This window comes from Terrabacter terrigena (assembly GCF_042676085.1).
Lineage (GTDB): Bacteria > Actinomycetota > Actinomycetes > Actinomycetales > Dermatophilaceae > Terrabacter > Terrabacter terrigena.
Genome location: NZ_JBHTKH010000001.1, coordinates 587,847 through 610,532 on the forward strand (window position 1 = coordinate 587,847; position 22,686 = coordinate 610,532).

Consider the following 22,686-nt stretch of genomic DNA (forward strand, 5'->3'; position numbering starts at 1 on the left):
CACCGGACCACGCGCCCGCGTCACCTAGGATCGCCTCATGCGATCGCACTCACGCTCCGGCTCGCGCGCCGAGTCCCGGGAGGGCCATAGTCCCGGGCCGGACACCGTCCGGCCGTCCCCGCCACACCGCCCGCTCGTCCGGGCGGTGATCGCATGAGCACCGCCCCCGGCATCGGCCTGGGCATCCTGCTGATCCTCGCCCTCACCGCGGCGACCGGGTACTTCGTGGCCCAGGAGTTCGCGTACGTCGCCGTCGACCGCAACGCCCTCAGGCGGCTCGCCGACGACGGCGACGCCGCCGCCGAGCGCGCGATGCGCGTCACCTCACAGCTCTCGTTCACCCTGTCGGCCGCGCAGTTCGGCATCACCGTGACCGCGCTGCTCGTCGGCTACGTGTCCGAGCCCCTCGTCGGCGAGGGGCTCGCCGAGCTGCTCGACCCGTCGATGTCGTACGCCGCCCGGCTCAGCCTGTCCGTCACCGCCGTCCTCGTCTTCTCCACCATCGTGCAGATGGTCTTCGGCGAGCTCGCCCCGAAGAACCTCGCGATCGCGCGCACCGTGCCGCTGGCCCGCGCCCTCAGCCGCTCCACGCTCCTCTACCTCAAGGTGTCCGGCCCCGTCGTCCGCCTCTTCGACCGCGCGTCGACGACGCTGCTGCGCAAGGTGGGCATCGAGCCGGTCGAGGAGCTCGAGCACGGCGCCACCGCCGAGGACCTCACCCGCATCATCGACGAGTCCCACGCCGGCGGCCTGCTCGACGACGACCTCTCCGACGTTCTCGAGGGCGGGCTGCGGTTCACCGAGCTCGACGCCGGCGACGTCATGACCCCACGCGTACGCGTGACGACCGTCCGCGCCGACGCGTCGGTCTCGCAGCTCGTCGAGCTGCTCGACACCGGATGGTCGCGCTTTCCCGTCACGGGCCGCGACGGCGACGACATCGTGGGCGTGGCCGGCATCGCCGAGGTGCTCCAGGTCGAGCCCGGGCGTCGCTCGACGACGCTGGTGGGCTCCGTCGTGTCCGACCCGACGGTCGTGCCGACGAGCGCTCCGCTCCCTCGCGTGCTCGAGCAGATCCGGGCCGACCACCGGCAGCTGGCCGTCGTCGTCGACGAGCACGGCGGCTTCGCCGGCATCGTCACCTTCGAGGACATCGCGGAGGAGGTCGTCGGCGACATCCTCGACGAGGACGACGCGCCCCAGCCGGGCGTCGTCGAGACGGGCCCCGACACCTGGGTGGTGCCCGGCCACCTGCGCCTGGACGAGCTCGACGGCGCGAGCGAGCTGACGCTCCGCAGCGGCGACGAGTACTCCACGGTCAGCGGGCTCATCCTCGAGCACCTCGGTCGCACGGCCGTCGTCGGCGACGACGTCGTCGTGCAGGCGCGCCGCGAGGTCGTCACCGAACACCGCGGCCCCGCCGACCTCGAACGCCACGAGTCGGCCTCTGCCGCAGGTGATCCGGAGGGTGCCCAGACCGACCGCGCGACCGACCGCGCGACCGACCGCGCGACCGAGCGCACGACCGACGGCGGCCGCTCGGAGGACGAGCCCCGCCGCCTGCCCGTGTCGGTGCGCCTCACGGTCGAGGAGGTCGAGCGGCACGTGCCCTCATCGGTGCGGGTCGAGGTGCTCGACCTCATGTCCGACCTCGAGGCCCTGGGCGCCGAGCGGGACGCCAGGGGTGGCGCCGCGCGGGCCTCGTCGGCCGACGAGCGGACGGAGGCCGACCGGTGATCACCGCCCTGCTCGTGTCGGTCCTCCTGCTGGTGCTCAACGCCTTCTTCGTCGCGGCCGAGTTCGCCGTGGTCGCGAGCAAGAGACACCGGCTCGAGACGCTCGCCGAGCGCGGTAGCGTCGCGGCCCGCGCTGCCGTGCGCGCCAACCGCGAGCTGTCGCTCATGCTCGCCGGGGCCCAGCTCGGCATCACGCTGTGCACGCTGGGACTCGGCTCGCTCGCCAAGCCGGCCGTCGCCGAGCTGCTGACGCCCGTCTTCACCTTCGCCCGCGTCCCCGACGCGGCGGCATACGTCGTCTCGGTCGTGCTGGCGGTCGGCATCGTCGTGTTCCTGCACATGGTCGTGGGCGAGATGGCCCCCAAGTCGTGGGCCATCGCCCACCCCGAGCGCTCGGCCGTGCTCCTCGCGCTGCCGTTCCGCGGCTTCGCCCGGGTCGCGCGGCCGGCCCTCAGCCTGCTCAACGCCATGGCCAACGGGTGCCTCCGGCTCGTGGGAGTCACTCCCCAGGACGAGCTCGGCCAGGTGCACGGCCCCAAGGAGCTGCAGCTGCTCATCGCGAGCTCCAAGGATCACGGCATGCTCGCGGAGCCCGAGCACCGGGTGCTGGCAGGAGCCATCGACCTCGACACGACGCCGCTGACCGAGGTCGTCGTGCCCATGGACCGGGCCGTCGGGGTCCACACCTCCGCCACGTGCGCCGAGGCCGAGGCGGTCTCGCGCGACACGGGCCGGTCGCGGCTCGTCGTGCGCGAGGGCGACACCCCGGTCGGCATCGCCCACGTGCGCGACATCGTGCGAGCCTCGGGTCACGCCCCGGTCACGACGGTCACGACGCCGGCCCTCCACGTCGACGAGGCCCTGTCACTGCTCGACGCCGTCTCGCTGATGCGGGCCCGGCACGCGCAGCTCGTCATCGTCGACGGCCCTACGGGACCCGTCGGGCTGGTCACGATGGAGGACCTCCTCGAGCGTGTCCTCGGTACGTTCGAGGACGAGACGGACACCTCGACCGGCACCTAGCCGGACGCGTACGCGGACACACGAGGACACTCGGGGCAGACCGCCACCTGGTCGCACGACGCGACCCGGCGGCGGGCGATCTTCCGGCCGCACGGGCCAGATCGCCGGAAGATATCCACCGCGTCACGATTCGGCCACGTCGGTTGCTGCCGGTGGCGCGCCGTTGAAAGATGGGGCGCGCGGTCGCGGGGGACGGTAGGTTTCGGCTGCACATCAGCATGTTGGCGGCCGACCGGTCCCCGGCACACCGATCACGACCCGGAGGTGACGGCACGTGAGCACTCCCCTTGAGACCGAACCCGGAGCCGCGACAGCGGCACCAGAGTCGGTGCTCGTGGGCGAGAAGCGGATCGAGGGTCGCTCGCTCGGCCAGATCGCCTGGGCTCGTCTGAGGCGCGACAAGGTCGCCCTCGGCGGCGGCTTCCTCGTCATCTTCCTCGTCATCGTGGCGATCTTCGCCCCGCTCATCGTCGGTGTGCTCGGCCACCCGCCGAACGAGTTCCACCAGGAGCTCGTCGACCCCGACCTGCAGGTGCCGACGGCCCGCTTCGGCGGCGTGTCCTCGGACTTCCTCTTCGGCGTCGAGCCGATCAACGGGCGCGACCTCTTCAGCCGGGTCCTCTACGGCTCGCAGATCTCGCTGCTCATCGCGTTCCTCGCCACGCTGCTGTCGGTGGCCATCGGCACCACCATGGGCGTCATCGCCGGGTTCGTCGGCGGGGCCGTCGACGGCCTGATCAGCCGCCTCATGGACATCTTCCTGGCGTTCCCCCTCATCGTGTTCGCGCTCGCCCTCGTCGGTGTCATCCCCGACACGGCGTTCGGCCTGAGGGGCGACGCGCTGCGCATCGCCGTCATCGTCTTCATCATCGGCTTCTTCAACTGGCCGTACATCGGGCGCATCGTCCGCGGCCAGACCCTCTCGCTGCGCGAGCGCGAGTTCGTCGACGCGGCCCGCAGCATGGGAGCCCGCACCCCGTACATCCTCGTCAAGGAGCTGCTGCCCAACCTCGTCGCGCCGATCCTCGTGTACGCGACCCTGCTCATCCCGAGCAACATCCTCTTCGAGGCGGCTCTGTCCTACCTCGGAGTCGGCGTCCAGCCGCCCCGCGCCACGTGGGGAGGCATGCTCGCCGACGCGGCGCGCTGGTACCAGGTCGACCCCTGGTTCATGCTGCCGCCCGGCCTGGCCATCTTCGTGACGGTCCTCGCCTTCAACCTGTTCGGGGACGGCTTGCGTGACGCCCTCGACCCACGGTCTCGGTAACCTCCGCGACCCGCACTTCCGCTGTACCGAAAGCAAGGAGCGCAAACAACGATGAAGAACACACGCATCATGGCAGTCGCCGCGGCGGCGGCCCTGGCCCTGGGGCTGTCCGCCTGTGGCGGCAGCGCCAGCAACACGGGCGGAGGCTCCGGCACCGGCGGCAGCGGCGGAGGAGGCTCCGCGCAGCCCGCCGCCGACGCCGCGATCGGCAAGATCTTCAACGCCTCCGACAAGAAGGGCGGCACGCTCCGCTTCGGCATGGCCGGTGACTGGGACTCCGTCGACCCGGGTGACACCTACTACGGTCTGTCCTGGAACTTCCTGCGCAACTACGCGCGTACGCTCGTCGTCTTCAAGGCGGCGCCGGGTGCGGAGGGCGCCAAGCTCGTCCCCGACCTCGCGACCTCCCTCGGCAAGCCGAGCGACGGCAACAAGACGTGGACGTACACGCTGCGTGACGGGCTCAAGTACGAGGACGGCACGCCGATCACGAGCAAGGACGTCAAGTACGGCGTCGCCCGCTCGCTCGACAAGGACACGTTCCCGAACGGCCCGACGTACTTCAACGACTTCCTGGCAGGCGTCCCTGACGGCTACTCGGTCTACAAGGACAAGAACCTCGACAACCTGAAGTCGATCGAGACGCCTGACGACAAGACCATCGTCTTCAAGCTCAAGACCGGCTTCTCCGGCTTCGACTACTTCGCCCAGCTGCCCTCCACGGCACCCGTGCCGCAGGCCAAGGACACCGGCACGAAGTACAAGGAGCACGTGATCTCCAGCGGCCCGTACAAGTTCTCGGTCTACCAGCAGGGCAAGCGCATCGAGCTCGAGCGCAACACGAACTACGACCCGGCGACCGACCCCGACTCCGGCCGCAAGGCGCTGCCCGACAAGATCACCGTCGAGCTCGGCCTCAACGCCCCCGACATCGACAACCGCCTGCAGAGTGGCGGTCTCGACGTCGACATCGCCGGCACCGGCGTCCAGGCGGAGTCGCAGGGCAAGATCCTCGCCGACCCGACTCTCAAGGCCAAGACCGACAACGCGGCCGCGGCACGCACCTGGTTCTCGGTGCTCAACAGCGACGTCGCCCCGCTCGACAACATCGAGTGCCGCAAGGCCGTCGTGCTCGCCTACGACAAGACGGGCTACCAGCGCGCCTACGGTGGCAAGACCGGCGGTGACATCGCCACGAGCCTGATGCCGCCGAACGTCCCGGGTCACGCCGACTTCGACCTCTACGACTTCGCCAGCAAGCCCCAGGGCGACGTCGAGGGTGCCAAGGCCGCCCTCGCCAAGTGCGGTCAGCCGAACGGTTTCGAGACCAACATCTCCTACCGCTCGGAGCGCCCGAAGGAGAAGGCGACCGCCGAGTCGCTCCAGCAGTCGCTGGCCAAGGTCGGCATCAAGCTGACGATCAAGCCGTACCCGACCGCCGACTACACGAAGCTGTACGCCGGCAAGCCGGACTTCGCCAAGACGAACAAGCTCGGCATCATCATCTACGGCTGGGGCGCTGACTGGCCCGACGGCTTCGGCTTCCTGAGCCAGATCGTCGACAGCCGCGTCATCCGTCCGTCCGGCAACACGAACCTCGGCATCAAGGTGCCCGCGGTCGACGCCGGCATCGACAAGGCCATGGCCGAGAACGACCAGACGAAGCGTGAGGAGATCTGGGGCAGCGTCGACAAGTCGGTCATGGAGGCCGCCGCCGTCATCCCCGGTGTGTGGTCGAAGGGCCTGCTCTTCCGCCCCGACACGATCACGAACGTCTTCGTCAACGACGGCTTCACGATGTACGACTACGCCGCGATGGGTGTCAAGCAGTAACCGACCCCCTCGTCCGACACCGCACCACGCCCAACCCACCTGGAAGTAGGTGAAGGCGCAGACCCGGTGGCGGTGGGCTCGCAGGAGTCCACCGCCACCGCGTCCGGCCGCTCCCTTTGCTGACGTACATGATCCGGCGCATCCTCGGCGCCATCGTCCTGCTCTTCGTCGTGAGCGCGGTCACCTTCGCCATCTTCTTCCTCGTGCCCCGCATCGGTGGCGCGACGGCCGAGGACCTCGCTTCGCGCTACGTGGGCAAGAGCGCAGGCCCGGCGCAGATCCACGAGGCGGCCGTCCGTCTGGGGTTCACCGACCCGATCTACGTCCAGTACGGCCGTTTCGCCAAGGGCCTCGTGGCCGGCTCGGAGTACAACACCGGCGCCGGCATAGACCAGTGCCCGGCCCCGTGCCTGGGCTACTCCTTCATCACGCAGAACCCCGTGCTGCCCGACCTGCTCGACCGGCTCCCCGTCACCTTGTCGCTCGCTGCAGGTGCCGCGGTGCTGTGGCTCTTCGGCGGCGTCGCCACCGGCGTCGTCTCCGCCCTGCGCAGGGGCAGCGCCCTCGACCGCTCGGCGATGGGCATCGCCCTCGCCGGCGTCTCGCTCCCCATCTTCTTCACCGGCCTGCTGTCGCTGTCGATCTTCAGCTACGGACTCGGCTGGACGGCCCAGGGCGGCAGCTACACACCCCTGCAGGAGAACCCCGCCCAGTGGGCCTACAGCCTGATCCTGCCCTGGATCACCCTCTCCTTCCTGTACGCCGCCGCGTACGCCCGCCTGACCCGCGCCGGCATGCTCGAGACGATGAACGAGGACTACATCCGCACCGCCCGCGCCAAGGGCCTGCGTGAGCGCGACGTCGTCGTCAGGCACGGCCTGCGCGCGGCCCTCACCCCGATCCTCACGATCTTCGGTCTCGACCTCGGTCTGCTGCTCGGCGGCGCGATCCTCACCGAGACCACCTTCTCGCTCAACGGCATCGGCAAGTACGCCGTCGACGCCGTCAACAACAACGACCTCCCCAAGGTGCTGGGCGTGACCCTCCTCGGCGCCACGTTCATCATCGTGGCGAACCTGGTCGTGGACCTCCTGTACGCCGTCGTCGACCCGAGAGTGCGCACCGCATGAGCGAGCCCACCAAGCAGACCGCCCCGTCCACCACGTCCTCAGCAGCCTCGGGGTCAGCCCCTGCGGCTGCCGAGAAGCAGGACCGGCGCCGCAGCCGGCGAGCCGGCACGACCGTCACGTCCGACGGCATCGGCGGCCTGGGCGCCCCGGCCCCCGACAGCTTCCTGTCGGTGCGTGACCTGCGCGTGCACTTCCCCACCGACGACGGCGTCGTGAGGTCGGTCGACGGCCTGTCCTTCGACCTCGCCCGCGGCAAGACCCTCGGCATCGTCGGCGAGTCAGGCTCCGGCAAGAGCGTGACCAGCATGTCGATCATGGGCCTGCACAAGCCCGGCACGGTGCGCATGACCGGCTCGATCCGCCTCGGCGGCGAGGAGCTCATCGGCGCCGGCAGCGAGAAGGTGCGGTCGCTGCGCGGCAAGCGCATGGCGATGATCTTCCAGGACCCCCTGTCGGCGATGCACCCCTTCTACACGGTGGGCCACCAGATCGTCGAGGCCTACAAGGTGCACCACCAGGTGAGCAACCAGGTCGCGCGCAAGCACGCGATCGACATGCTCGACCGCGTCGGCATCCCGCAGCCCAACACGCGCGTCGACGACTACCCGCACCAGTTCTCCGGCGGCATGCGCCAGCGCGCCATGATCGCGATGGCCCTCTCGTGCGACCCCGACCTGCTCATCGCCGACGAGCCGACCACGGCCCTCGACGTGACGGTGCAGGCCCAGATCCTCGACCTGATCCGCGACCTGCAGTCCGAGTTCAACTCCGCGGTCATCATCATCACGCACGACCTCGGCGTCGTCGCCGAGCTCTCCGACGACATCATGGTCATGTACGCCGGTCGCGGCGTCGAGTACAGCAGCGCCGACGCGGTCTTCCGCGAGCCGCAGCACCCGTACACGTGGGGCCTGCTCAGCTCGATGCCCCGCCTCGACCGTGAGCGCACCGAGCGACTGCTCCCGATCAAGGGCGCGCCACCCAGCCTGATCAACGTCCCGTCAGGCTGCCCGTTCCACCCGCGCTGCGCGTACGCCGACCGCACCGGCGGCCTGAGCCAGAGCGAGCGGCCCCCCTTCGCCGAGGGGATCAAGGGGCACTACTCCGCCTGCCACCTCTCCCAGGAGGACAAGCAGTCCATCTGGGAGAACGAGATCCGGCCGACGCTGTGACCACCCAACCCTCCATCCACGCCCCGTCCGGTCGCGCGCCACGCGATCTCAGCACAGGAGCCACATCGTGACCAGCACCCACGTCGAGCCGACCGCGTCGAAGAAGGCGGGTGAGGCCCTGCTCCAGGTCCGGGGGCTGACGAAGCACTTCCCCATCCGGCGCGGTCTGCTCCAGCGCCAGGTCGGCGCGGTCCAAGCCGTGGACGGCCTCAACTTCGACGTCAGCCGCGGCGAGACGCTCGCGCTCGTCGGCGAGTCGGGCTGCGGCAAGACGACGACGGGTCGGATGCTGACCCGCCTCATCGAGCCGACGGACGGGCAGCTCCTCCTCGAGGGCGAGGACATCACCCACTGGTCCACGTCCAAGCTGCGGCCGCTGCGCCGCGACGTGCAGATGATCTTCCAGGACCCGTACAGCTCGCTGAACCCGCGCCACACGGTCGGCACCATCGTCGGTGCACCCTTCCACCTGCAGAACATCAAGACCGAGAAGGGCATCAAGGCCACGGTGCAGGAGCTGCTCGAGGTCGTCGGCCTGAGCCCGGAGCATTACAACCGCTACCCCCACGAGTTCTCCGGCGGCCAGCGCCAGCGCATCGGCATCGCCCGCTCGCTCGCCCTACGGCCCAAGCTCATCGTCGCCGACGAGCCGGTGTCGGCTCTCGACGTCTCGATCCAGGCGCAGGTCATCAACCTGCTCGAGGACCTCCAGGACGAGCTCGGCCTGACCTACGTCGTCATCGCGCACGACCTCTCCGTGGTGCGCCACATGTCCGACCGCGTCGCCGTCATGTACCTCGGCAAGCTGGTCGAGATCGCCGACTGCGACGAGCTCTACACGCGGCCGATGCACCCGTACACAACCGCCCTGCTCTCGGCCGTTCCGGTCCCCGACACCGGGCGGCGCACCAAGCGCGACCGCATCCGCCTCGAGGGCGACGTGCCGAGCCCGGTCAACCCACCGCCCGCCTGTCGGTTCCACACCCGGTGCTGGAAGGCACAGGAGATCTGCAAGACCCAGGAGCCACCGCTGGTCCAGCTGGCCCCGGGCCATGGGGTCGCCTGCCACTTCCCCGAGAACATCGAGCTGCCGAGTCCGACGCTGCGCCCCGGCGCCTCGTCACCGCTGGAGGCCGCGGACGGGGACCTCCTGCGGGGCGGCGAGGTGCCGCACGACGACGCCACCCGTGGCGGCCCGCGCCCCGAGCCGCGTGGCGAGGTCACCGACGACGTCTGAGGCACGACCACCCCGCGGCAGACTGGTCGTGGGGGTTCCCGACGGGGAAGCAATCGACGACGGCGTTGGTTGAAGGTCCATGAAGGTCGAGATCTGGTCTGACATCGCCTGCCCGTGGTGCTACATCGGCAAGCGCCGCTTCGAGAAGGCGCTGGCCGCGTTCCCCCACCGCGACGACGTGGACGTGCACTGGCGCAGTTACCAGCTCGACCCGACGTTGCCCGACCACCACGACGGTGGTGAGCTCGACTACCTCGTCGAGCGCAAGGGCATGTCCCGTGCCCAGGTCAGCCAGATGTTCGACCAGGTGACCGCCATCGCCGCCGACGAGGGCCTCGCCTACGACTTCGACTCGGTCGTCGTCGCCAACAGCTTCGCGGGTCACGAGCTGCTGCACCTGGCCGAGGCCCGCGGTGTCGACGACGTCGTCAAGGAGGCGCTCCTCTCGGCGCACTTCGAGCACGGTGAGGACATCGGCGACCGCGAGGTGCTGGTGCACATCGGCGTCGAGGCGGGCCTGGATGCCGACGAGGTGGTGCGCGACCTCGAGAGCCACACGTGGCGCAAGGACGTCGTCGCCGACATCACGGCAGCGCAGCAGCTCGGCATCCGCGGCGTCCCCTTCTTCGTGCTCGACGAGAAGTACGGCGTCTCCGGCGCCCAGCCCACCGAGCTCTTCGCGCAGGCGCTCGAGCAGGCCTGGCGTGAGTCGCACCCCCTGGTCATGCTCCAGCCGGCCGCGAGCGGCGTCGCTCTCGACGCGACGGACGCCGCGGCCTGCGGCCCCACCGGCTGCTGAGCCGAGTGGCGCCACGGGGCTGACGCGGGGGGCGGGCGGCCCCGACGCGTCAGGTGCTCACCCTGCCGACGGCGGCGAGCAACGCGGCATACGACGCAACGAGGGCGCGCCGTTCGGCCGCGAGCAGGGGGTCGTCGAGCGCACACCCGGCGCGCACCCAGCGGTCGGACAGGTCCATCGCCTCCACGCGGCGCTCTGCAGCGGGCCGCACGCGAGCAGGCTCTGCGGCATACACGTAGGTGTAGAGGTCCACCAGCGCGCCCACGAGCTGGTCGGTCGTGACGGCCCCGTCGTGCTGGTGCTCGCGATGCACGCGCCACCACTCGACCTCGAGGGCGGCCGCGCGACCCGGGTCGAGGTCGAGGTCGCTGGTGCTCTCGACGAGGGCGTAGAAGTCGCGCATGAGCGCCCGCGCCCGGACGGGGTCGTTGTCGGGGAACGGCGCCCACGCCTGGTTGGCACGCAGCACCAGCCACGCGCCGCGCAGCGTGTCGCGACGGTTCATGCCGAAGCCGGCCGCAACCATGCCGACCGACGCCCGCAGGAACGTCAGCCAGTCGTGCCGGTAGTAGGCGGCCCAGGCGTCGGTCTCGCGCTGCCCGACCTCGACCGCGTCGAAGGACCGTGGTCCGTGCCCGCGTGATCCCATCCGGTCTCCTCACCACCGGGCGGCCCCCACTCCGGTGGCTGTGGCGCACCGAATCCCCTGACGCCGTTCGACTCTCGTTCCAGACTAGGGACAGGAGCCGACCCGGGTGAGGAGAACGCGGATGACCGAGGCACCGGGCGAGCGGAGCATCAGTGACGTCGTCGACCGGATGTCCCGGCTGCTCGACGGGCTGCCGCCGCAGCTCGCGGCGCGCAGGGTCTTCCTGGCCACCTACCTGCGCACCACGCAGGCGGTCTCGAAGGCCATCGACGGCGCCTCCTTCGAGGACCCCGGGTGGGTCGCGGCCTGGGACGTCGTCTTCGCGGACCTCTATCTCGATGCCCTCGAGGCCGACCTGGCCCCGGACGGGCGGCCACCCCGACCGTGGGCCCTCGCCTTCGCGGCGCCCTCCGACCTCCCACCGCTGCGCCAGGTGCTGCTCGGGATCAACGCCCACATCAACTACGACCTCCCCCAGGCCCTGCTCGGCGTGATCACCGACGCGGACTTCGCCGACCCGGTCCTGCTGGACCGACGGCGCCGCGACCACGCGAGGATCGACGGCGTGCTCGCCGGCCGGGTCGCGGCCGAGGACGACGAGCTCTCGGCGCAGTCGGCCAAACGTCCACTCGATCGTGTGCTCACCCCGCTCAACCGCCGGGCGTCGGCGCGGTTCCTGCGAGAGGCGCGAAACAAGGTGTGGCACAACACGATCGAGCTCCAGCACGCCCGACTCGCCGGCCCCGACGCGTATGCCGTCCGGCTCGCCGAGCTCGAGCTACTCAGTGCCGCGCGCATCGCCGACCTGCTGGCGCCCGGACAGGTGCTGCTGCGGCTCGCGGTCGCCGGGTTCGGGGTGGTCCTGCCGCCGGTGGCCTGAGCGCCCCGCAGAGGGCACGAGCCGGGGCGTGGTGGCGGACGGTGCACCATGTTCGATTCGGGTCATGTCGACCGCCCTGCGGCGTTAACCTCGAAGCAGGGGGTTCGCGGACGCGAGGGGGTGTCGTGAGCGTGCTACAGCCGCAGGTGATCTCATTGCACGGACATGCCCTGTCGTTCGTCGACGGCGGGGCCGGTGAGACGGTCCTCTTCGTCCACGGTCTGCTCGGGTCGCACTCGAGCTGGGCGCATCTGGTCGACCGTCTCGACGACCGGCAACGCGTGGTCGTGCCCGACCTCTTCGGCCACGGCGCCTCGGCCAACACGAACGGCGACTACTCGCTCGCGACGCACGCCGCGACCCTGCGCGACCTCATCGACCGCCTCGGCATCGACCGGGTGACGCTGGTCGGGCACTCGCTCGGCGGCGGCATCTCGCTCGAGTTCTGCTACCTCTTCCCGGAGCGCGTCGAGCGCCTGGTGCTCGTCGGCAGCGGCGGGCTCGGCAGGGAGGTCAACCCGGCGCTCCGGGCCGCGACGCTGCCCGGCGCCGAGTGGGTTCTGCCGGCCCTCGCCTCGGGGTGGGTGCGTGGTCGCGTGGAAACCATCGGTCGCACGATGGCGCGCGCCGGCTGGCGGGCGAGCCATGACGTGCGAGCCGCCTGGGCCGGCTTCGCCAGGCTCAGCGACGCGGAGAGCCGCCGAGCCTTCCTCACGACCACACGGGCGGTCGTGGACGCCCGGGGCCAGAGCGTGACGGCCCGCGAGTACCTGCCCGACCTCGTCGGCCTGCCGGTGCTCGTCGTCTGGGGCACGAACGACACGGTCATCCCGTCGCGGCATGCCGCCCGGGCCAAGGAGGCCATTCCCGGCTGCAGGGTCGAGATGTTCGAGGGTGCCGGTCACTTCCCGCACCTCGACGACCCCGAACGGTTCGCAGAGCTCCTGCGCGACTTCATCGCGACCACGGGGCGCGGCCCAGACCTGAGCGAGTCTGCGAGCTGAGGGCTGTCGTCAGCACCGTTGCGGTTAGGACGTTCTCGGCTCCCGTGCTTGGTCGACGATGACGTCACGCAGTCGCTCGAGACCCACCGAACGAGCCCCCGCCAGCTGCGGGCGCAGGCCGAGGCCGGCGGGCACCACCGGCACCGCACGCGGCAGCTGGGCGGCCTGGCGCGACAGCTCCTCGACGAACGCGGCCTCGCCTCCCCACGCCCCGCCCACGACGACCACCTCGGGGTCGCTGAGCGCGACGGCGGCGGCCAGGACTCCGCAGACCGCGGCACCCAGGGCGGCGAGCGTCACCTGGTCGGCCGAGCGCACGCGCTCGACGTCGATCGCGGTGGAGCCCGCTCGACGCAGGCCCAGCCGCGCGAACACCTCGGTCAGGGGCATCGCCCGGCCACCGGGACCCGACGTGACGAGGTGGGCGATCTCGCCGGCGAGGCCCGAGTGGCCGCGGCGCACGTCGCCGTCGGCGACGACCGCGCAGCCGAGCCCCTCGTCGAGGTAGAGGTAGACGAAGTCGTGCCTCCCGCCGGTGGGACCGGCCGCTCCGGACGCCTGCTCCGCGCGGGCCGCCCAGTTCACGTCGTTGTCGACAAGCACCGGCCCGTCCACCGTCTCGCCGAGCAGCGACGCCGGATCGAGGTCGCCGACGAGGAAGGGCGAGTCGGGGAGGTGCACGAGGCGACCGGTCGCCCGGTCGACGGGGTCGGCGACGCTGACGGTGGCGAGGCGCAACGGAGCAACCGGAGCCACCGGTGCAACCGGAGCAACCGGAGCAACCGGAGCAACCGGAGCAACCGAGGCGACCGCATCGGTCACCGCGCGGGTCACCCCGCCCACGCCGCCGTCGAGCGCGACCTCTGCCGTGCCGGTCACGTCACCGAAGGCGTCCACGGTCTCGGCGACGACTCCTCGTGGCGTGATGCTGACGACGAGGGCAGCCCCGCAGGCCGGCGTGAGCGTGTAGTACGAGCCGGCCCGCCCGCGCCCCTGGCTGCGCTCCCCCGTGTCGACGACGACGCCGGCGTCCTCCAGCCGGCGGAACGCCTCTGAGATCGTCGGCTTGGAGATGCCGGTCAGCGCGGCGACCTCGGCGCGGGTGAGCCTCCGCCGGGCCATCAGGGCGCGCAGCACGTGCTCGTCGGTGAGCGACCTCAGCAGCTCGAGGCTAGGTTTGGCGGACGACATGCCCCCACTCTAGTTAGGACTCTTGCCCAAATGGCCTCCACACGCTACCGTCCTTGTTCGTAAGGAGTCCTCACCAAAGGAAGCGCCATGACCGCCACACCCGCCAGACCGACCGTCACCACCCTCCCGCACTGGGAGACCGCGCCGGACGACCTGCCCCGCGCCGTGCGAGAGGTCAAGCAGGCCATCCGCGCCCGCATCGAGGCCTCCGGCCGCACGGTGGAGGAGGTCTTCTCCGTCGTCGAGCAGAAGGTCGCCGAGCGCGTCTCCGAGATCCGGGCGGCGAAGGAGCGCGGCGAGGACGTCTGGCCGGTCATCGACTACGCCGACATCGCCGACGGCACCGTGACGCCCGAGCAGGTCGCCACGCTGCAGCGCCGGGGCTGCCTCGTCGTGCGTGGCCACTTCCCGCGCGAGCAGGCACTCGGCTGGGACGCCGGCATCGTCGACTACGTCGAGGCCAACGGGTTCTTCGACAGCTACCGCGGCCCGGGCGACGACTTCTTCGGCAGCGTGGGCTCCAAGCCCGAGATCTACCCCATCTACTGGTCACCCGCCCAGATGGAGGCCCGCCAGAGCGAACGCATGGCGACGGTGCAGTCCTTCCTCAACCACCAGTGGAAGCACGAGTCCGAGGGCACGACCTGGTTCGACCCCGAGCGCGACTCCCTCTACCCCGACCGCATCCGCCGCCGGCCGCCGGGCGCCGACTCGAACGGCTTGGGCGCCCACTGCGACCCGGGCACCCTCGACCTCTGGATGACCCAGGGCTACCAGCAGGCGTTCCGTCACCTCTTCGACGGCAGCGTCGAGGCGTACGACCCGTGGGACGCGGCCCACCGAACCGCAGGGTCGCAGTACCCCGGCACGACGATGTGCTCGGCGTTCCGCACCTTCCAGGGGTGGACCGCCCTGTCCGACATGGCGCACGACCAGGGCGTGCTGCACACCGTGCCGATCCCCGAGGCGATGGCGTACCTCATGCTCCGCCCGCTCCTCGACGACGTCGCCGACGACGACATGTGCGGCGTCACGACCAACCAGGTCTTCCCGGCCAGCGAGAAGTGGCACCCGCTCCTGCTCGAGGCGCTCAGCGGCATCCCCGACGTCAGCGCGGGCGACTCCGTCTGGTGGCACTGCGACATGATCCACAGCGTCGCGCCCGTGCAGGACCAGCAGGGGTGGGGCAACGTGATGTACATCCCCGCGGCCCCGTGGTGCGAGCGCAACGAGCGGTATGCCGCCGAGGTGCGTGAGGCGTTCCTCAGCGGTTCCAGCCCGAGCGACTTCCCCGAGGAGCACTACGAGCGCAGCTGGCCCGACCGGTTCACGGCCGACCAGCTCAACGACACCGGCCGTCGCGGCCTCGGCCTCGACTGACGGGTCCCCCTGTGTCGCAGTCGGACTGACCCGTCATAGACGGCGGCGGCTCAGTCCGCGAGGAAGGCGGCGACCCGGTCCTTGGGACGCCCGATGATGGCCCGGTCGCCCTTGACCAGGACGGGTCGCTGCATGAGCCGCGGGTGCTCGGCGAGCACGGCAATGACCTGCTCGCGCGTCGCGACGTCGGCATCGGTGAGACCGAGCTCGGTGAAGTGGGGGTCGCGGCGCACGAGGTCGCTGGGCGAGTCCTCGAGCTTGTCGAGCAGCGCACCGAGGGCCGCCGCGTCGAGAGGCTGGCGCAGGTAGTCGACGACCTCGGCCTGCACGCGCGCCTCGTCGATGCGCTCCATCGCCGCCCGCGAGGTCGAACAGCGGTTGTTGTGCAGGATCGTCAGGTCGTCGCTCATGAGCCCGACCCTAGTGGCCGGTCCGGGAAGGTGGACCGCGGCTGCGCGAACCGGGGTTCGCCCCGTGTCCGAGGGCGACCCGGGGCGCACACTGGGAGCAGGCGGTTCCGACCCCTGCGGGGCCGGACGAGCTGTGCAGGAGGCACCGTGGCCGGTAGGGCGATCGTCGGGCTGGTCCTGGGCCTCGTCGTGGGCCTCAGCGGCTGCACCGGGTCGCCGGGAGGCGGCGCCGACGACACCGGCGCCCGACCCGATGGCTCGGTCGCCGCGACCGGCGGTGCAGGGGTGCCCGCCGTTCCCCGGACTGCTCCCCCGAGCGAGGTTGTCCCCGAGTCGCCGCACCTGCTCACTCGCGACGCCTACGCCTTCCGCACCGCGAGCGCCCTGCGGAGCGGAGCCACCTATCGCCTCCGCATGCCGGGCAACCTCACCCCGGCGGCACCCCGCTCCGGGCTGGCGGTGGAGCTCACGCCCACCGGCGCGACGTGGTGGCTCTTCGAGCAGGGCATCGTGGTGCAGGCGCCGAGCTTCGTGAAGGAGGACGCCGGCATCCGCGTGATGGAACCCGACGGGCTGCCGTACGGCCCCTGCCAGGCGCAGTCGAGCGCGCCACCGGAACCCGGGCCGAGTCCCGCCGACCTCGCTCGCGAGATCCTCTCGAGGTATCCGTTCACCGTGATCGACCCGATCACCCCGACGACCCGCTTCGGCGGGTCCGGCGTGCACCTCACGGCGCAGCTCGACGACCCGGACGCGAGCCTCTGCGACAACGGCGGCGTCATGACCTACCGGCCCATGGCGGCCCAGCACCAGCGCGTCGAGCTGTGGGTCGTCGTCGTCCACGGCGAACGGGTCGTCGTCGAGCGGTCCTGGTTCCCCGACACCAGCCAGAAGGTCCTGGCAGCCCAGCAGCGCACGCTCGACTCGCTCCGCCTGGTGCCCGCCTGACGGCAAGCTCGCTCGTCAGCGCCCTTCTGCTGCAAGCGAGTCCAGGTCACGCACGGCATACCGGTGGTGCTCCCACTCCTCCTCGAGGATCGTCCGCACGCACGAGAGCACCGTCTCGTCGTGCTCGTGGTCGTGCGGGTTGCTGCGCGACTCCTCGAGCCCTCGCGAGGTGACCCCGGCGAGGAAGTCACGCACCATCGCCTGTCGGCCCGCGCGCGCCTCGAGGACCTGCCCGAAGGTCGGCACGCCGGCGGCGCAGGCAGACGCGTCGTAGGCCTCGCTGTCGTGGTCGTCGTTGGGCAGCCCCGCCGGGTGGTAGGGCTGCTCCAGCCGGAGGACCGCCCTGCCGAGCCACGTGTCGGTCGCCATCACGAGGTGGCGCAACGTCTGGGCGAGAGACCACTCGCCGTCGACCGTCGCGTCGACGGTGCCGTCGGGCATCGCCGAGGCCCGGTCGAGCGTCGCCGCCCAGGCCGCCTCTACCGCCGACCACGCCTCTCTCAGTCCCTCGGGGCTCGTCGCGGCGCGCAGCTCACGGCCAGGAAAGCGTCGGTTGAGCTCTGCGTCGACCAGCGGCACGACGTCGACGCCGTTCACGAGGAGCCGGGCGTCGCCCTCCATCAGCCACGGCGAGTCGATCTCCATGCCGGCCACGTCGCTGCCGCGCACCACCACGCCGCTCAGGTCGCACCCGACGAACCTGGCCCGGCGCACGTCCCGGTCACGGAACGTGCGGTCGCGGAGGGCTTCAGCCGGACTGTCGCTCACGGGGACGACGATGGCACACGTCGCCGACACCGGCCGCGCGAACGTGGAGCCCCGACGTCAGACGTTGAAGCGGAACTCCACGACGTCGCCGTCGGCCATGACGTAGTCCTTGCCCTCGATGCGCACCTTGCCTGCGGACTTCGCCGCGTTCATCGAGCCGGCCGCCACCAGGTCGTCGAAGCTGACGACCTCGGCCTTGATGAAGCCGCGCTGGAAGTCGGTGTGGATGACGCCGGCCGCCTGCGGGGCCGTCCAGCCCTTGCCGATCGTCCAGGCGCGCGACTCCTTGGGCCCGGCCGTGAGGTAGGTCTGCAGGCCGAGCGTGTGGAAGCCGGTGCGGGCCAGCTGGTCGAGGCCCGACTCCTCGGCGCCGAAGCTCTGGAGCAGCTCGAGCGCCTCGTCGGGCTCCATCTCCATGAGGTCCATCTCGAGCTTCGCGTTGAGGAAGACCGAGTCCGCCGGGGCCGCCAGCTCGCGCAGCGACTCCTGCAGCTCGGCGTCGGCGAGCTGGTCCTCGTCGAGGTTGAAGACGTAGATGAACGGCTTGGTGGTGAGCAGCCCCAGCTGCTTCGCCTCGGTGAGGTCGACTCCGGCGGCCGGCCCGGCGGCATACAAGGTGTGGCCCTGCTCAAGCACCTTCTGCGCGGCCTGCGCGAGGTCGAGTGCGGCCTTCTTGTCCTTGTTGATCCGCGCCTCCTTCTCGAGACGCGGCACCGCCTTCTCGAGGGTCTGGAGGTCGGCGAGGATGAGCTCGGTGTGGATCGTCTCGATGTCGCTGGCGGGACTCACCTTGCCGTCCACGTGCACGACGTCGCCGTCCTCGAACGCGCGCACGACCTGGCAGATCGCGTCGGCCTCGCGGATGTTGGCGAGGAACTTGTTGCCGAGCCCCTCCCCCTCGCTCGCGCCGCGCACGATGCCGGCGATGTCGACGAAGCTCACCGTGGCGGGGAGGATCTTCTCCGAGCCGAAGATCCCGGCGAGCGCGCCGAGCCGCGGGTCGGGCAGCGGCACGACGCCGACGTTGGGCTCGATCGTCGCGAACGGGTAGTTCGCGGCGAGCACGTTGTTCTTGGTCAGCGCGTTGAAGAGCGTCGACTTGCCGACGTTGGGGAGACCGACGATTCCGATGGTGAGTGCCACGGGGACAAGAGTCTAGTGGCGCTCGGGCAGGCGTCCGACCACGAGGCCGTATGCCGGCGCCCCGGCCTCACGCGAGCGTCCACTCCCAGCCGGGCCGGCACCCGAACGGGGGCCCGGGACGGGCGGGACAGAGCGGTCACGGTCGACCGGTCACCGCGGCATCCGCACGCCGCAGAGCTGGCGGGACTGGGCCACGAGGTTGCCGGCGGAGTCCCAGATCATGGCGTCCTCCTCCATCATCCCGCCGCCGAGGGTCTCGCTCGAGAGCGAGACGCGCAGCCAGCCCGGCGCGGGCCGGCGGCGGATGTGGCCGGTGAACTCGAGCGTCGGGGTCCAGCCGAGGAGGCCGAGGTCGAAGGCCACCGGAGGCAGCGCGTCGAGCGCCATCATGAGCATCGTCGTGTCGGGCTCACGACCGTCGCGCAGTCGCAGCCATCCGCGCATGACGCCCCGCATCGACGGCTTGCCGAGGGCCCACCCCGCCGTCGCCGGGTCGAGCCGCAGGTCGAGGCGCTCGAGGAACTTCGCGTTGGCGAGGAAGTCGGGTGGGGCCTGCTCGGCCGAGAGGCACCGGTCGGGCGGCGGCAGGTCTGGCGGGGCCGCCTGCCGTTGCACCTCGAGGTCGGTGAGGTTGCCGAAGGAGCCGATGGCGCGCATGCGCTCGACCGGCTGCCCGTCGTCGCCGTCCTGGTGGATCGTCATCTGGCCGGTCGACAGCTTGCGGCCGCAGCGCATCACCTCGGTGGCGACCGAGAAAGGCCCGGGCTGCGACGCGGTCATGAAGTAGGCCGAGAGCACCACCGGGTCGACGTGCTCGGTGGTCTCGGTCGGGTCGGCGACGAGGTGCTCCCCGAGCGCCCGCAGCGCGGTCGCCATGACGAGGCCACCGTTGACGGCGTTGCCGATCATCCCCTGCTCGTGGAAGGTTCCGTGTCTCAGCGTCGGGTCGTCGCCGGACTCGAGCCGGGTCGCGTCGTCGTACTCGCTCACGGGTCAAGGTCTAACAGACACCCGCGACGCCGGATGCCGGGGTGTCGGCTCCGTCACTGTCGGCGCCCTCTGCGACGGTGTGGCCATGGACACCACCGCGCTGCTCGTCGGGCTCCTCGTCGGAGGGCTGGCCGGCGCCGTCGTCGCCTGGCTCTCGGCGCGGTCGGCACTGCTCGCCCGCTCGGCCGCCGCCGAGGCCGAGCGCGACGTGCTGCGTGAGCGGGTCGGTGACCTCGAGGCGGCTCGTGCGGCCGACGACACCACGACAGCCCTGCTCGGCCCCCTGCGCGACTCCATCGGCCGTGTCGAGCGCCAGGTCGGTTCCCTCGAGCGCGACCGCTCCGTGCAGTTCGGGCAGCTCGGCGAGCGCCTCACCGAGGTGAGCCGCTCCACCGAGTCGCTGCGATCCGAGACGGCCACGCTCGCCAGCGCGCTCAACGCCTCCACGGTGCGCGGCGCCTGGGGCGAGGTGCAGCTGCGCCGGGTCCTCGAGCTGTCAGGGCTCATCCCCCGCTGCGACTTCGACGAACAGGTCACGCGGATCAGCCGGCACGGCGCCACCGTGCGACCCGACGCCGTCATCAACCTCCCGGGGTCGCGTCACGTGGTCGTCGACTCCAAGGCCCCGATGGCGCACTTCCTCCAGGCCCACGGCGACACCGTGTCCGAGATCGAGCGCGCCGAGCTGCTCGCCGCGCACGCCACGTCCCTCCGGCGGCACGTCGAGAGCCTGGCCGCCAAGGCCTACTGGACCGCCTTCACCCGCTCGCCCGAGGTCGTGGTCTGCTTCGTGCCCGGCGAGGCGATCCTCGCGACCGCGCTGGCCGACGACCCCGGCCTCTACGAGCACGCCCTCACGCGCAAGGTCGTGCTCGCCTCCCCCGGCACCCTCTTCGCGGTGCTCCGCACCATCGGCGCGATCTGGCAGCAGGACGCCCTCGAGCAGAACGCCCGCGAGCTGCTCGCCATCGGCCAGGACCTCTACGCCCGGCTCTCCACCCTCGGCGGGCACGTGACGACGATGGGCCAGTCGCTCTCGCGGTCGGTCGAGCAGTACAACAAGTTCGTCGGCACGCTCGAGTCGCGCGTGCTCGTCACAGCGCGGCGCATGCACGAGCTGCACCTGACGAGCGAGCGACCGCCGGCCCTCGAGCCCCTCGAGGTCGCGCCCCGCTCGCTGAGCGCAGCCGAGCTGACCGACGACCTGGGCCGCACCGCCCGCGACGACGCCTTTCTGGAGCGGGCGACCGGTGAGCCCGGCAGCATGCGCGACGAGAGCACGAGGGCCGACGGCCGCAGCGACGAACGGTCTGCCTGACGACGGGGCACGTACGCGTGTCCGGTTTGTCCGGAAGATGGACACCCCGGGGGAGGCACCGCAAAATACGCGCGTGGGAAGTGGTGGAGCGTGACCGGGGTGGGGGGCCCGGGTCCTGGAGAGTCCGGAAGTCCGGGTCGCCGCATCGGCCCGTACGAGCAGAGCCTTCGTGAGTCGCGCGAGCGGGTCGAGGCCGCTGCGCGCCGGCGCGACCGGCACCGCCGGCGAGTCCGAGTCGCTGGCGCTGCCGCCATCGCCGTCGTCGTCGCGGGCCTCGGCGTGGCCGCCTACCGGTTCCTCGGGTCGTCCGAGGTCCCGACTGCGCTGCCGACGACGGCCGCCCAGCCCACGTCGTGCTCCGACCCGGTCAAGGTCCGGGTCTCGGCTGCGCCCGCCATCGCACCCGCACTCGCCGCTGTCGCCGAGAACCTCGCGAAGCGTCCCGACGGCCCGTGCGCCGCCTTCACGATCGACTCGGACGAGCCCTACGCCGTGGCCGGATCGCTCGTCGGTGCCGGACGCCCGGACGCCTGGGTCACCGACTCCGCGGCCTGGTCGAACCGGGCGAGCAGCATCTCGGGCGCGGCCCTCGACGCCGGCGAGCCCTTCGCCTCGAGCGCTGTCGTCCTCGCCATGAAGGACTCCCGGGCGTCTGCCCTCGGCACCCGGTTGGGCTGGGCCGACCTGCTGGGCGGGCCCGTCCAGGTCCGCATCCCCGACCCGCGCCGGTCCGCCACCGGTCGGGCGGCCGTGACGGTCGCGACCCCCCTCGTGCCCGAGTCTCGCCTTCGGACCATCGCGTCCGCCGGGCCTCCGCCGCCGGGCGACGGAGCGCTCGGCGAGGTGGCCGGCTCGGACGGCCGCATCGGCGCCGCGGTCACCCAGGCCGAGCTCGTCGCCTGGAACACCGAGCACCCCGACCGGTCGCTGGCAGCAGTGGCACCCGCCGAGGGTGCCCCCGCGGTGGACTATTCCCTCGTCTCGCTCACCACGGATGCCGCCAAGAAGCCGCTGGTGGCAGCGCTCGCGAAGCACCTTGCATCCGACGACTCACGGAAGCTTTTGCAGGACAGCGGTTTCCGCACCACAGGTGGCGAACCGGCCAACCCGTCCCCGCTCTACGGCACGATCTCGGTCGCCGGCAGGGCAGAGGGCGCACCGCTCGCCAAGGCGACCGCGCTCTGGACGGCGGTGTCGAAGCGCACCCGGGCGCTGCTGGCCGTCGACGTCTCGGGGTCGATGCTCGAGCGCGACACGGAAGGCAAACGGCTCGACGTCCTCCAGCGCGCCACCGTGCGCGCGGTCGGCGGCGCGAACCCCGACACCCTCGCGTCGCTGTGGATCTACTCGCAGCACATCGGGTCACGGGGCGACGACGTCCGCCAGCTCATCGACTACGCACCGCTCGGCGACGCCAAGCGGGTCGCCGACTTCGACAAGGCCGTGGCCGGTCTCGACTCCTTCGCCGGCGGCGGCAGCGGCCTGTACGACACGATCGCGTCGAGCTACGACCGCGCCAGGAGCACGTGGCGCGCCGGCTACACCAACACGGTGGTCGTCGTCGCCGACGGTCCCAACGATGACGACTACGGCCTGACCCTCGACCTGCTCGAGAAGCGGCTCAACGCCGCCAAGGACGCTTCGCGCCCCGTGCCGGTGGTCGTCCTCGGCCTGGGTGACCGAGTCGATGCGGCTGCCCTGCGCCGGGTCGTGGCCATCACGGGCGGGCAGTACGTCGCCTCTCCGTCGCTCGACCGGCTGCAGCCCGCCCTCGTCACCGCCCTCGGCGGCTGACGGCGGCTGCTCTC

The 22,686-nt window shown here is 71.4% G+C and carries 20 protein-coding genes; 14 read left to right on the plus strand and 6 right to left on the minus strand.

Annotation, left to right across the window (positions count from 1 at the left end; translation table 11 throughout):
• The first annotated feature begins 153 nt into the window (after positions 1-153).
• From ACFQ2V_RS02715 to ACFQ2V_RS02750, 8 genes are all read left to right on the plus strand, one after another.
• Positions 154-1,737: a hemolysin family protein gene (locus tag ACFQ2V_RS02715; RefSeq protein ID WP_386050508.1), complete on the plus strand. Its 1,584-nt coding sequence runs from the start codon at positions 154-156 to the stop codon at positions 1,735-1,737.
• A complete protein-coding gene (locus ACFQ2V_RS02720; RefSeq protein ID WP_386050510.1) occupies positions 1,734-2,759 on the plus strand; it encodes a hemolysin family protein in 1,026 nt (341 codons plus the stop codon). Before ACFQ2V_RS02715 ends, ACFQ2V_RS02720 begins: the two co-directional genes overlap by 4 nt.
• A gap of 274 nt (positions 2,760-3,033) precedes the next feature.
• Positions 3,034-4,026 carry an ABC transporter permease gene (locus ACFQ2V_RS02725; RefSeq protein ID WP_386050512.1) on the plus strand — a complete coding sequence of 331 codons (993 nt, stop codon included), beginning with the start codon at positions 3,034-3,036 and terminating at the stop codon, positions 4,024-4,026.
• A 51-nt stretch (positions 4,027-4,077) separates the two neighbouring features.
• The gene (locus ACFQ2V_RS02730) at positions 4,078-5,859 is read left to right on the plus strand and encodes an ABC transporter substrate-binding protein (RefSeq protein ID WP_386050513.1); all 1,782 of its coding nucleotides are present in this window, start codon (positions 4,078-4,080) and stop codon (positions 5,857-5,859) included.
• Positions 5,860-5,987: 128 nt separating this feature from the next.
• Positions 5,988-6,989: an ABC transporter permease gene (locus ACFQ2V_RS02735; RefSeq protein WP_386050514.1), complete on the plus strand. Its 1,002-nt coding sequence runs from the start codon at positions 5,988-5,990 to the stop codon at positions 6,987-6,989.
• Entirely contained in the window at positions 6,986-8,161 is a 1,176-nt protein-coding gene (locus ACFQ2V_RS02740) for an ABC transporter ATP-binding protein (RefSeq protein ID WP_386050515.1), read from the plus strand. The genes ACFQ2V_RS02735 and ACFQ2V_RS02740 overlap by 4 nt, the downstream gene beginning before the upstream one ends.
• A 67-nt stretch (positions 8,162-8,228) precedes the next feature.
• Positions 8,229-9,398: an ABC transporter ATP-binding protein gene (locus ACFQ2V_RS02745; RefSeq protein WP_386050517.1), complete on the plus strand. Its 1,170-nt coding sequence runs from the start codon at positions 8,229-8,231 to the stop codon at positions 9,396-9,398.
• A 79-nt stretch (positions 9,399-9,477) separates the two neighbouring features.
• A complete protein-coding gene (locus tag ACFQ2V_RS02750; RefSeq protein ID WP_386050519.1) occupies positions 9,478-10,197 on the plus strand; it encodes a DsbA family oxidoreductase in 720 nt (239 codons plus the stop codon).
• A 49-nt stretch (positions 10,198-10,246) separates the two neighbouring features.
• On the opposite strand, the gene ACFQ2V_RS02755 is transcribed toward ACFQ2V_RS02750, so the two are convergent.
• Positions 10,247-10,846: a hypothetical protein gene (locus ACFQ2V_RS02755; protein ID WP_386050521.1), complete on the minus strand. Its 600-nt coding sequence runs from the start codon at positions 10,844-10,846 to the stop codon at positions 10,247-10,249.
• 121 nt (positions 10,847-10,967) lie between these two features.
• Here ACFQ2V_RS02755 and ACFQ2V_RS02760 point away from each other — a divergent pair, with 121 nt between their 5' ends.
• Positions 10,968-11,726: a DUF5995 family protein gene (locus ACFQ2V_RS02760; RefSeq protein WP_386050523.1), complete on the plus strand. Its 759-nt coding sequence runs from the start codon at positions 10,968-10,970 to the stop codon at positions 11,724-11,726.
• 125 nt (positions 11,727-11,851) lie between these two features.
• Positions 11,852-12,730 carry an alpha/beta fold hydrolase gene (locus tag ACFQ2V_RS02765; protein WP_386050525.1) on the plus strand — a complete coding sequence of 293 codons (879 nt, stop codon included), beginning with the start codon at positions 11,852-11,854 and terminating at the stop codon, positions 12,728-12,730.
• Between the two features lie 24 nt (positions 12,731-12,754).
• Here the strand turns inward: ACFQ2V_RS02765 and ACFQ2V_RS02770 are convergent, their stop codons facing one another.
• The gene (locus tag ACFQ2V_RS02770) at positions 12,755-13,921 is read right to left on the minus strand and encodes an ROK family transcriptional regulator (RefSeq protein ID WP_386050526.1); all 1,167 of its coding nucleotides are present in this window, start codon (positions 13,919-13,921) and stop codon (positions 12,755-12,757) included.
• 87 nt (positions 13,922-14,008) lie between these two features.
• Between ACFQ2V_RS02770 and ACFQ2V_RS02775 the strand changes: the two genes are divergently transcribed.
• A complete protein-coding gene (locus ACFQ2V_RS02775) occupies positions 14,009-15,301 on the plus strand; it encodes a DUF1479 domain-containing protein (protein WP_386050528.1) in 1,293 nt (430 codons plus the stop codon).
• A 50-nt stretch (positions 15,302-15,351) separates the two neighbouring features.
• Here ACFQ2V_RS02775 and ACFQ2V_RS02780 read toward each other — a convergent pair whose 3' ends face one another.
• Positions 15,352-15,711: an ArsC/Spx/MgsR family protein gene (locus ACFQ2V_RS02780; RefSeq protein WP_386050530.1), complete on the minus strand. Its 360-nt coding sequence runs from the start codon at positions 15,709-15,711 to the stop codon at positions 15,352-15,354.
• Positions 15,712-15,858: 147 nt separating this feature from the next.
• Here ACFQ2V_RS02780 and ACFQ2V_RS02785 point away from each other — a divergent pair, with 147 nt between their 5' ends.
• Positions 15,859-16,659, plus strand: a complete 801-nt coding sequence (locus ACFQ2V_RS02785; RefSeq protein WP_386050531.1) for a hypothetical protein — start codon at positions 15,859-15,861, stop codon at positions 16,657-16,659.
• Positions 16,660-16,674: 15 nt separating this feature from the next.
• Here the strand turns inward: ACFQ2V_RS02785 and ACFQ2V_RS02790 are convergent, their stop codons facing one another.
• The 3 genes from ACFQ2V_RS02790 to ACFQ2V_RS02800 all read right to left on the minus strand — a co-directional run bounded on the left by ACFQ2V_RS02790 (position 16,675) and on the right by ACFQ2V_RS02800 (position 19,560).
• Positions 16,675-17,427 (minus strand): DinB family protein, encoded by a 753-nt coding sequence (locus tag ACFQ2V_RS02790; protein ID WP_386050532.1) that lies wholly within the window; start codon positions 17,425-17,427, stop codon positions 16,675-16,677.
• A 57-nt stretch (positions 17,428-17,484) separates the two neighbouring features.
• Positions 17,485-18,570: a redox-regulated ATPase YchF gene (ychF, locus tag ACFQ2V_RS02795; protein ID WP_386050533.1), complete on the minus strand. Its 1,086-nt coding sequence runs from the start codon at positions 18,568-18,570 to the stop codon at positions 17,485-17,487.
• Between the two features lie 150 nt (positions 18,571-18,720).
• Positions 18,721-19,560, minus strand: a complete 840-nt coding sequence (locus tag ACFQ2V_RS02800) for a thioesterase family protein (RefSeq protein ID WP_386050535.1) — start codon at positions 19,558-19,560, stop codon at positions 18,721-18,723.
• An 85-nt stretch (positions 19,561-19,645) separates the two neighbouring features.
• Between ACFQ2V_RS02800 and ACFQ2V_RS02805 the strand changes: the two genes are divergently transcribed.
• Positions 19,646-20,878, plus strand: a complete 1,233-nt coding sequence (locus tag ACFQ2V_RS02805; RefSeq protein WP_386050536.1) for a DNA recombination protein RmuC — start codon at positions 19,646-19,648, stop codon at positions 20,876-20,878.
• A gap of 90 nt (positions 20,879-20,968) precedes the next feature.
• Positions 20,969-22,672 (plus strand): substrate-binding and VWA domain-containing protein, encoded by a 1,704-nt coding sequence (locus ACFQ2V_RS02810; RefSeq protein WP_386050538.1) that lies wholly within the window; start codon positions 20,969-20,971, stop codon positions 22,670-22,672.
• Positions 22,673-22,686: the final 14 nt, after the last annotated feature.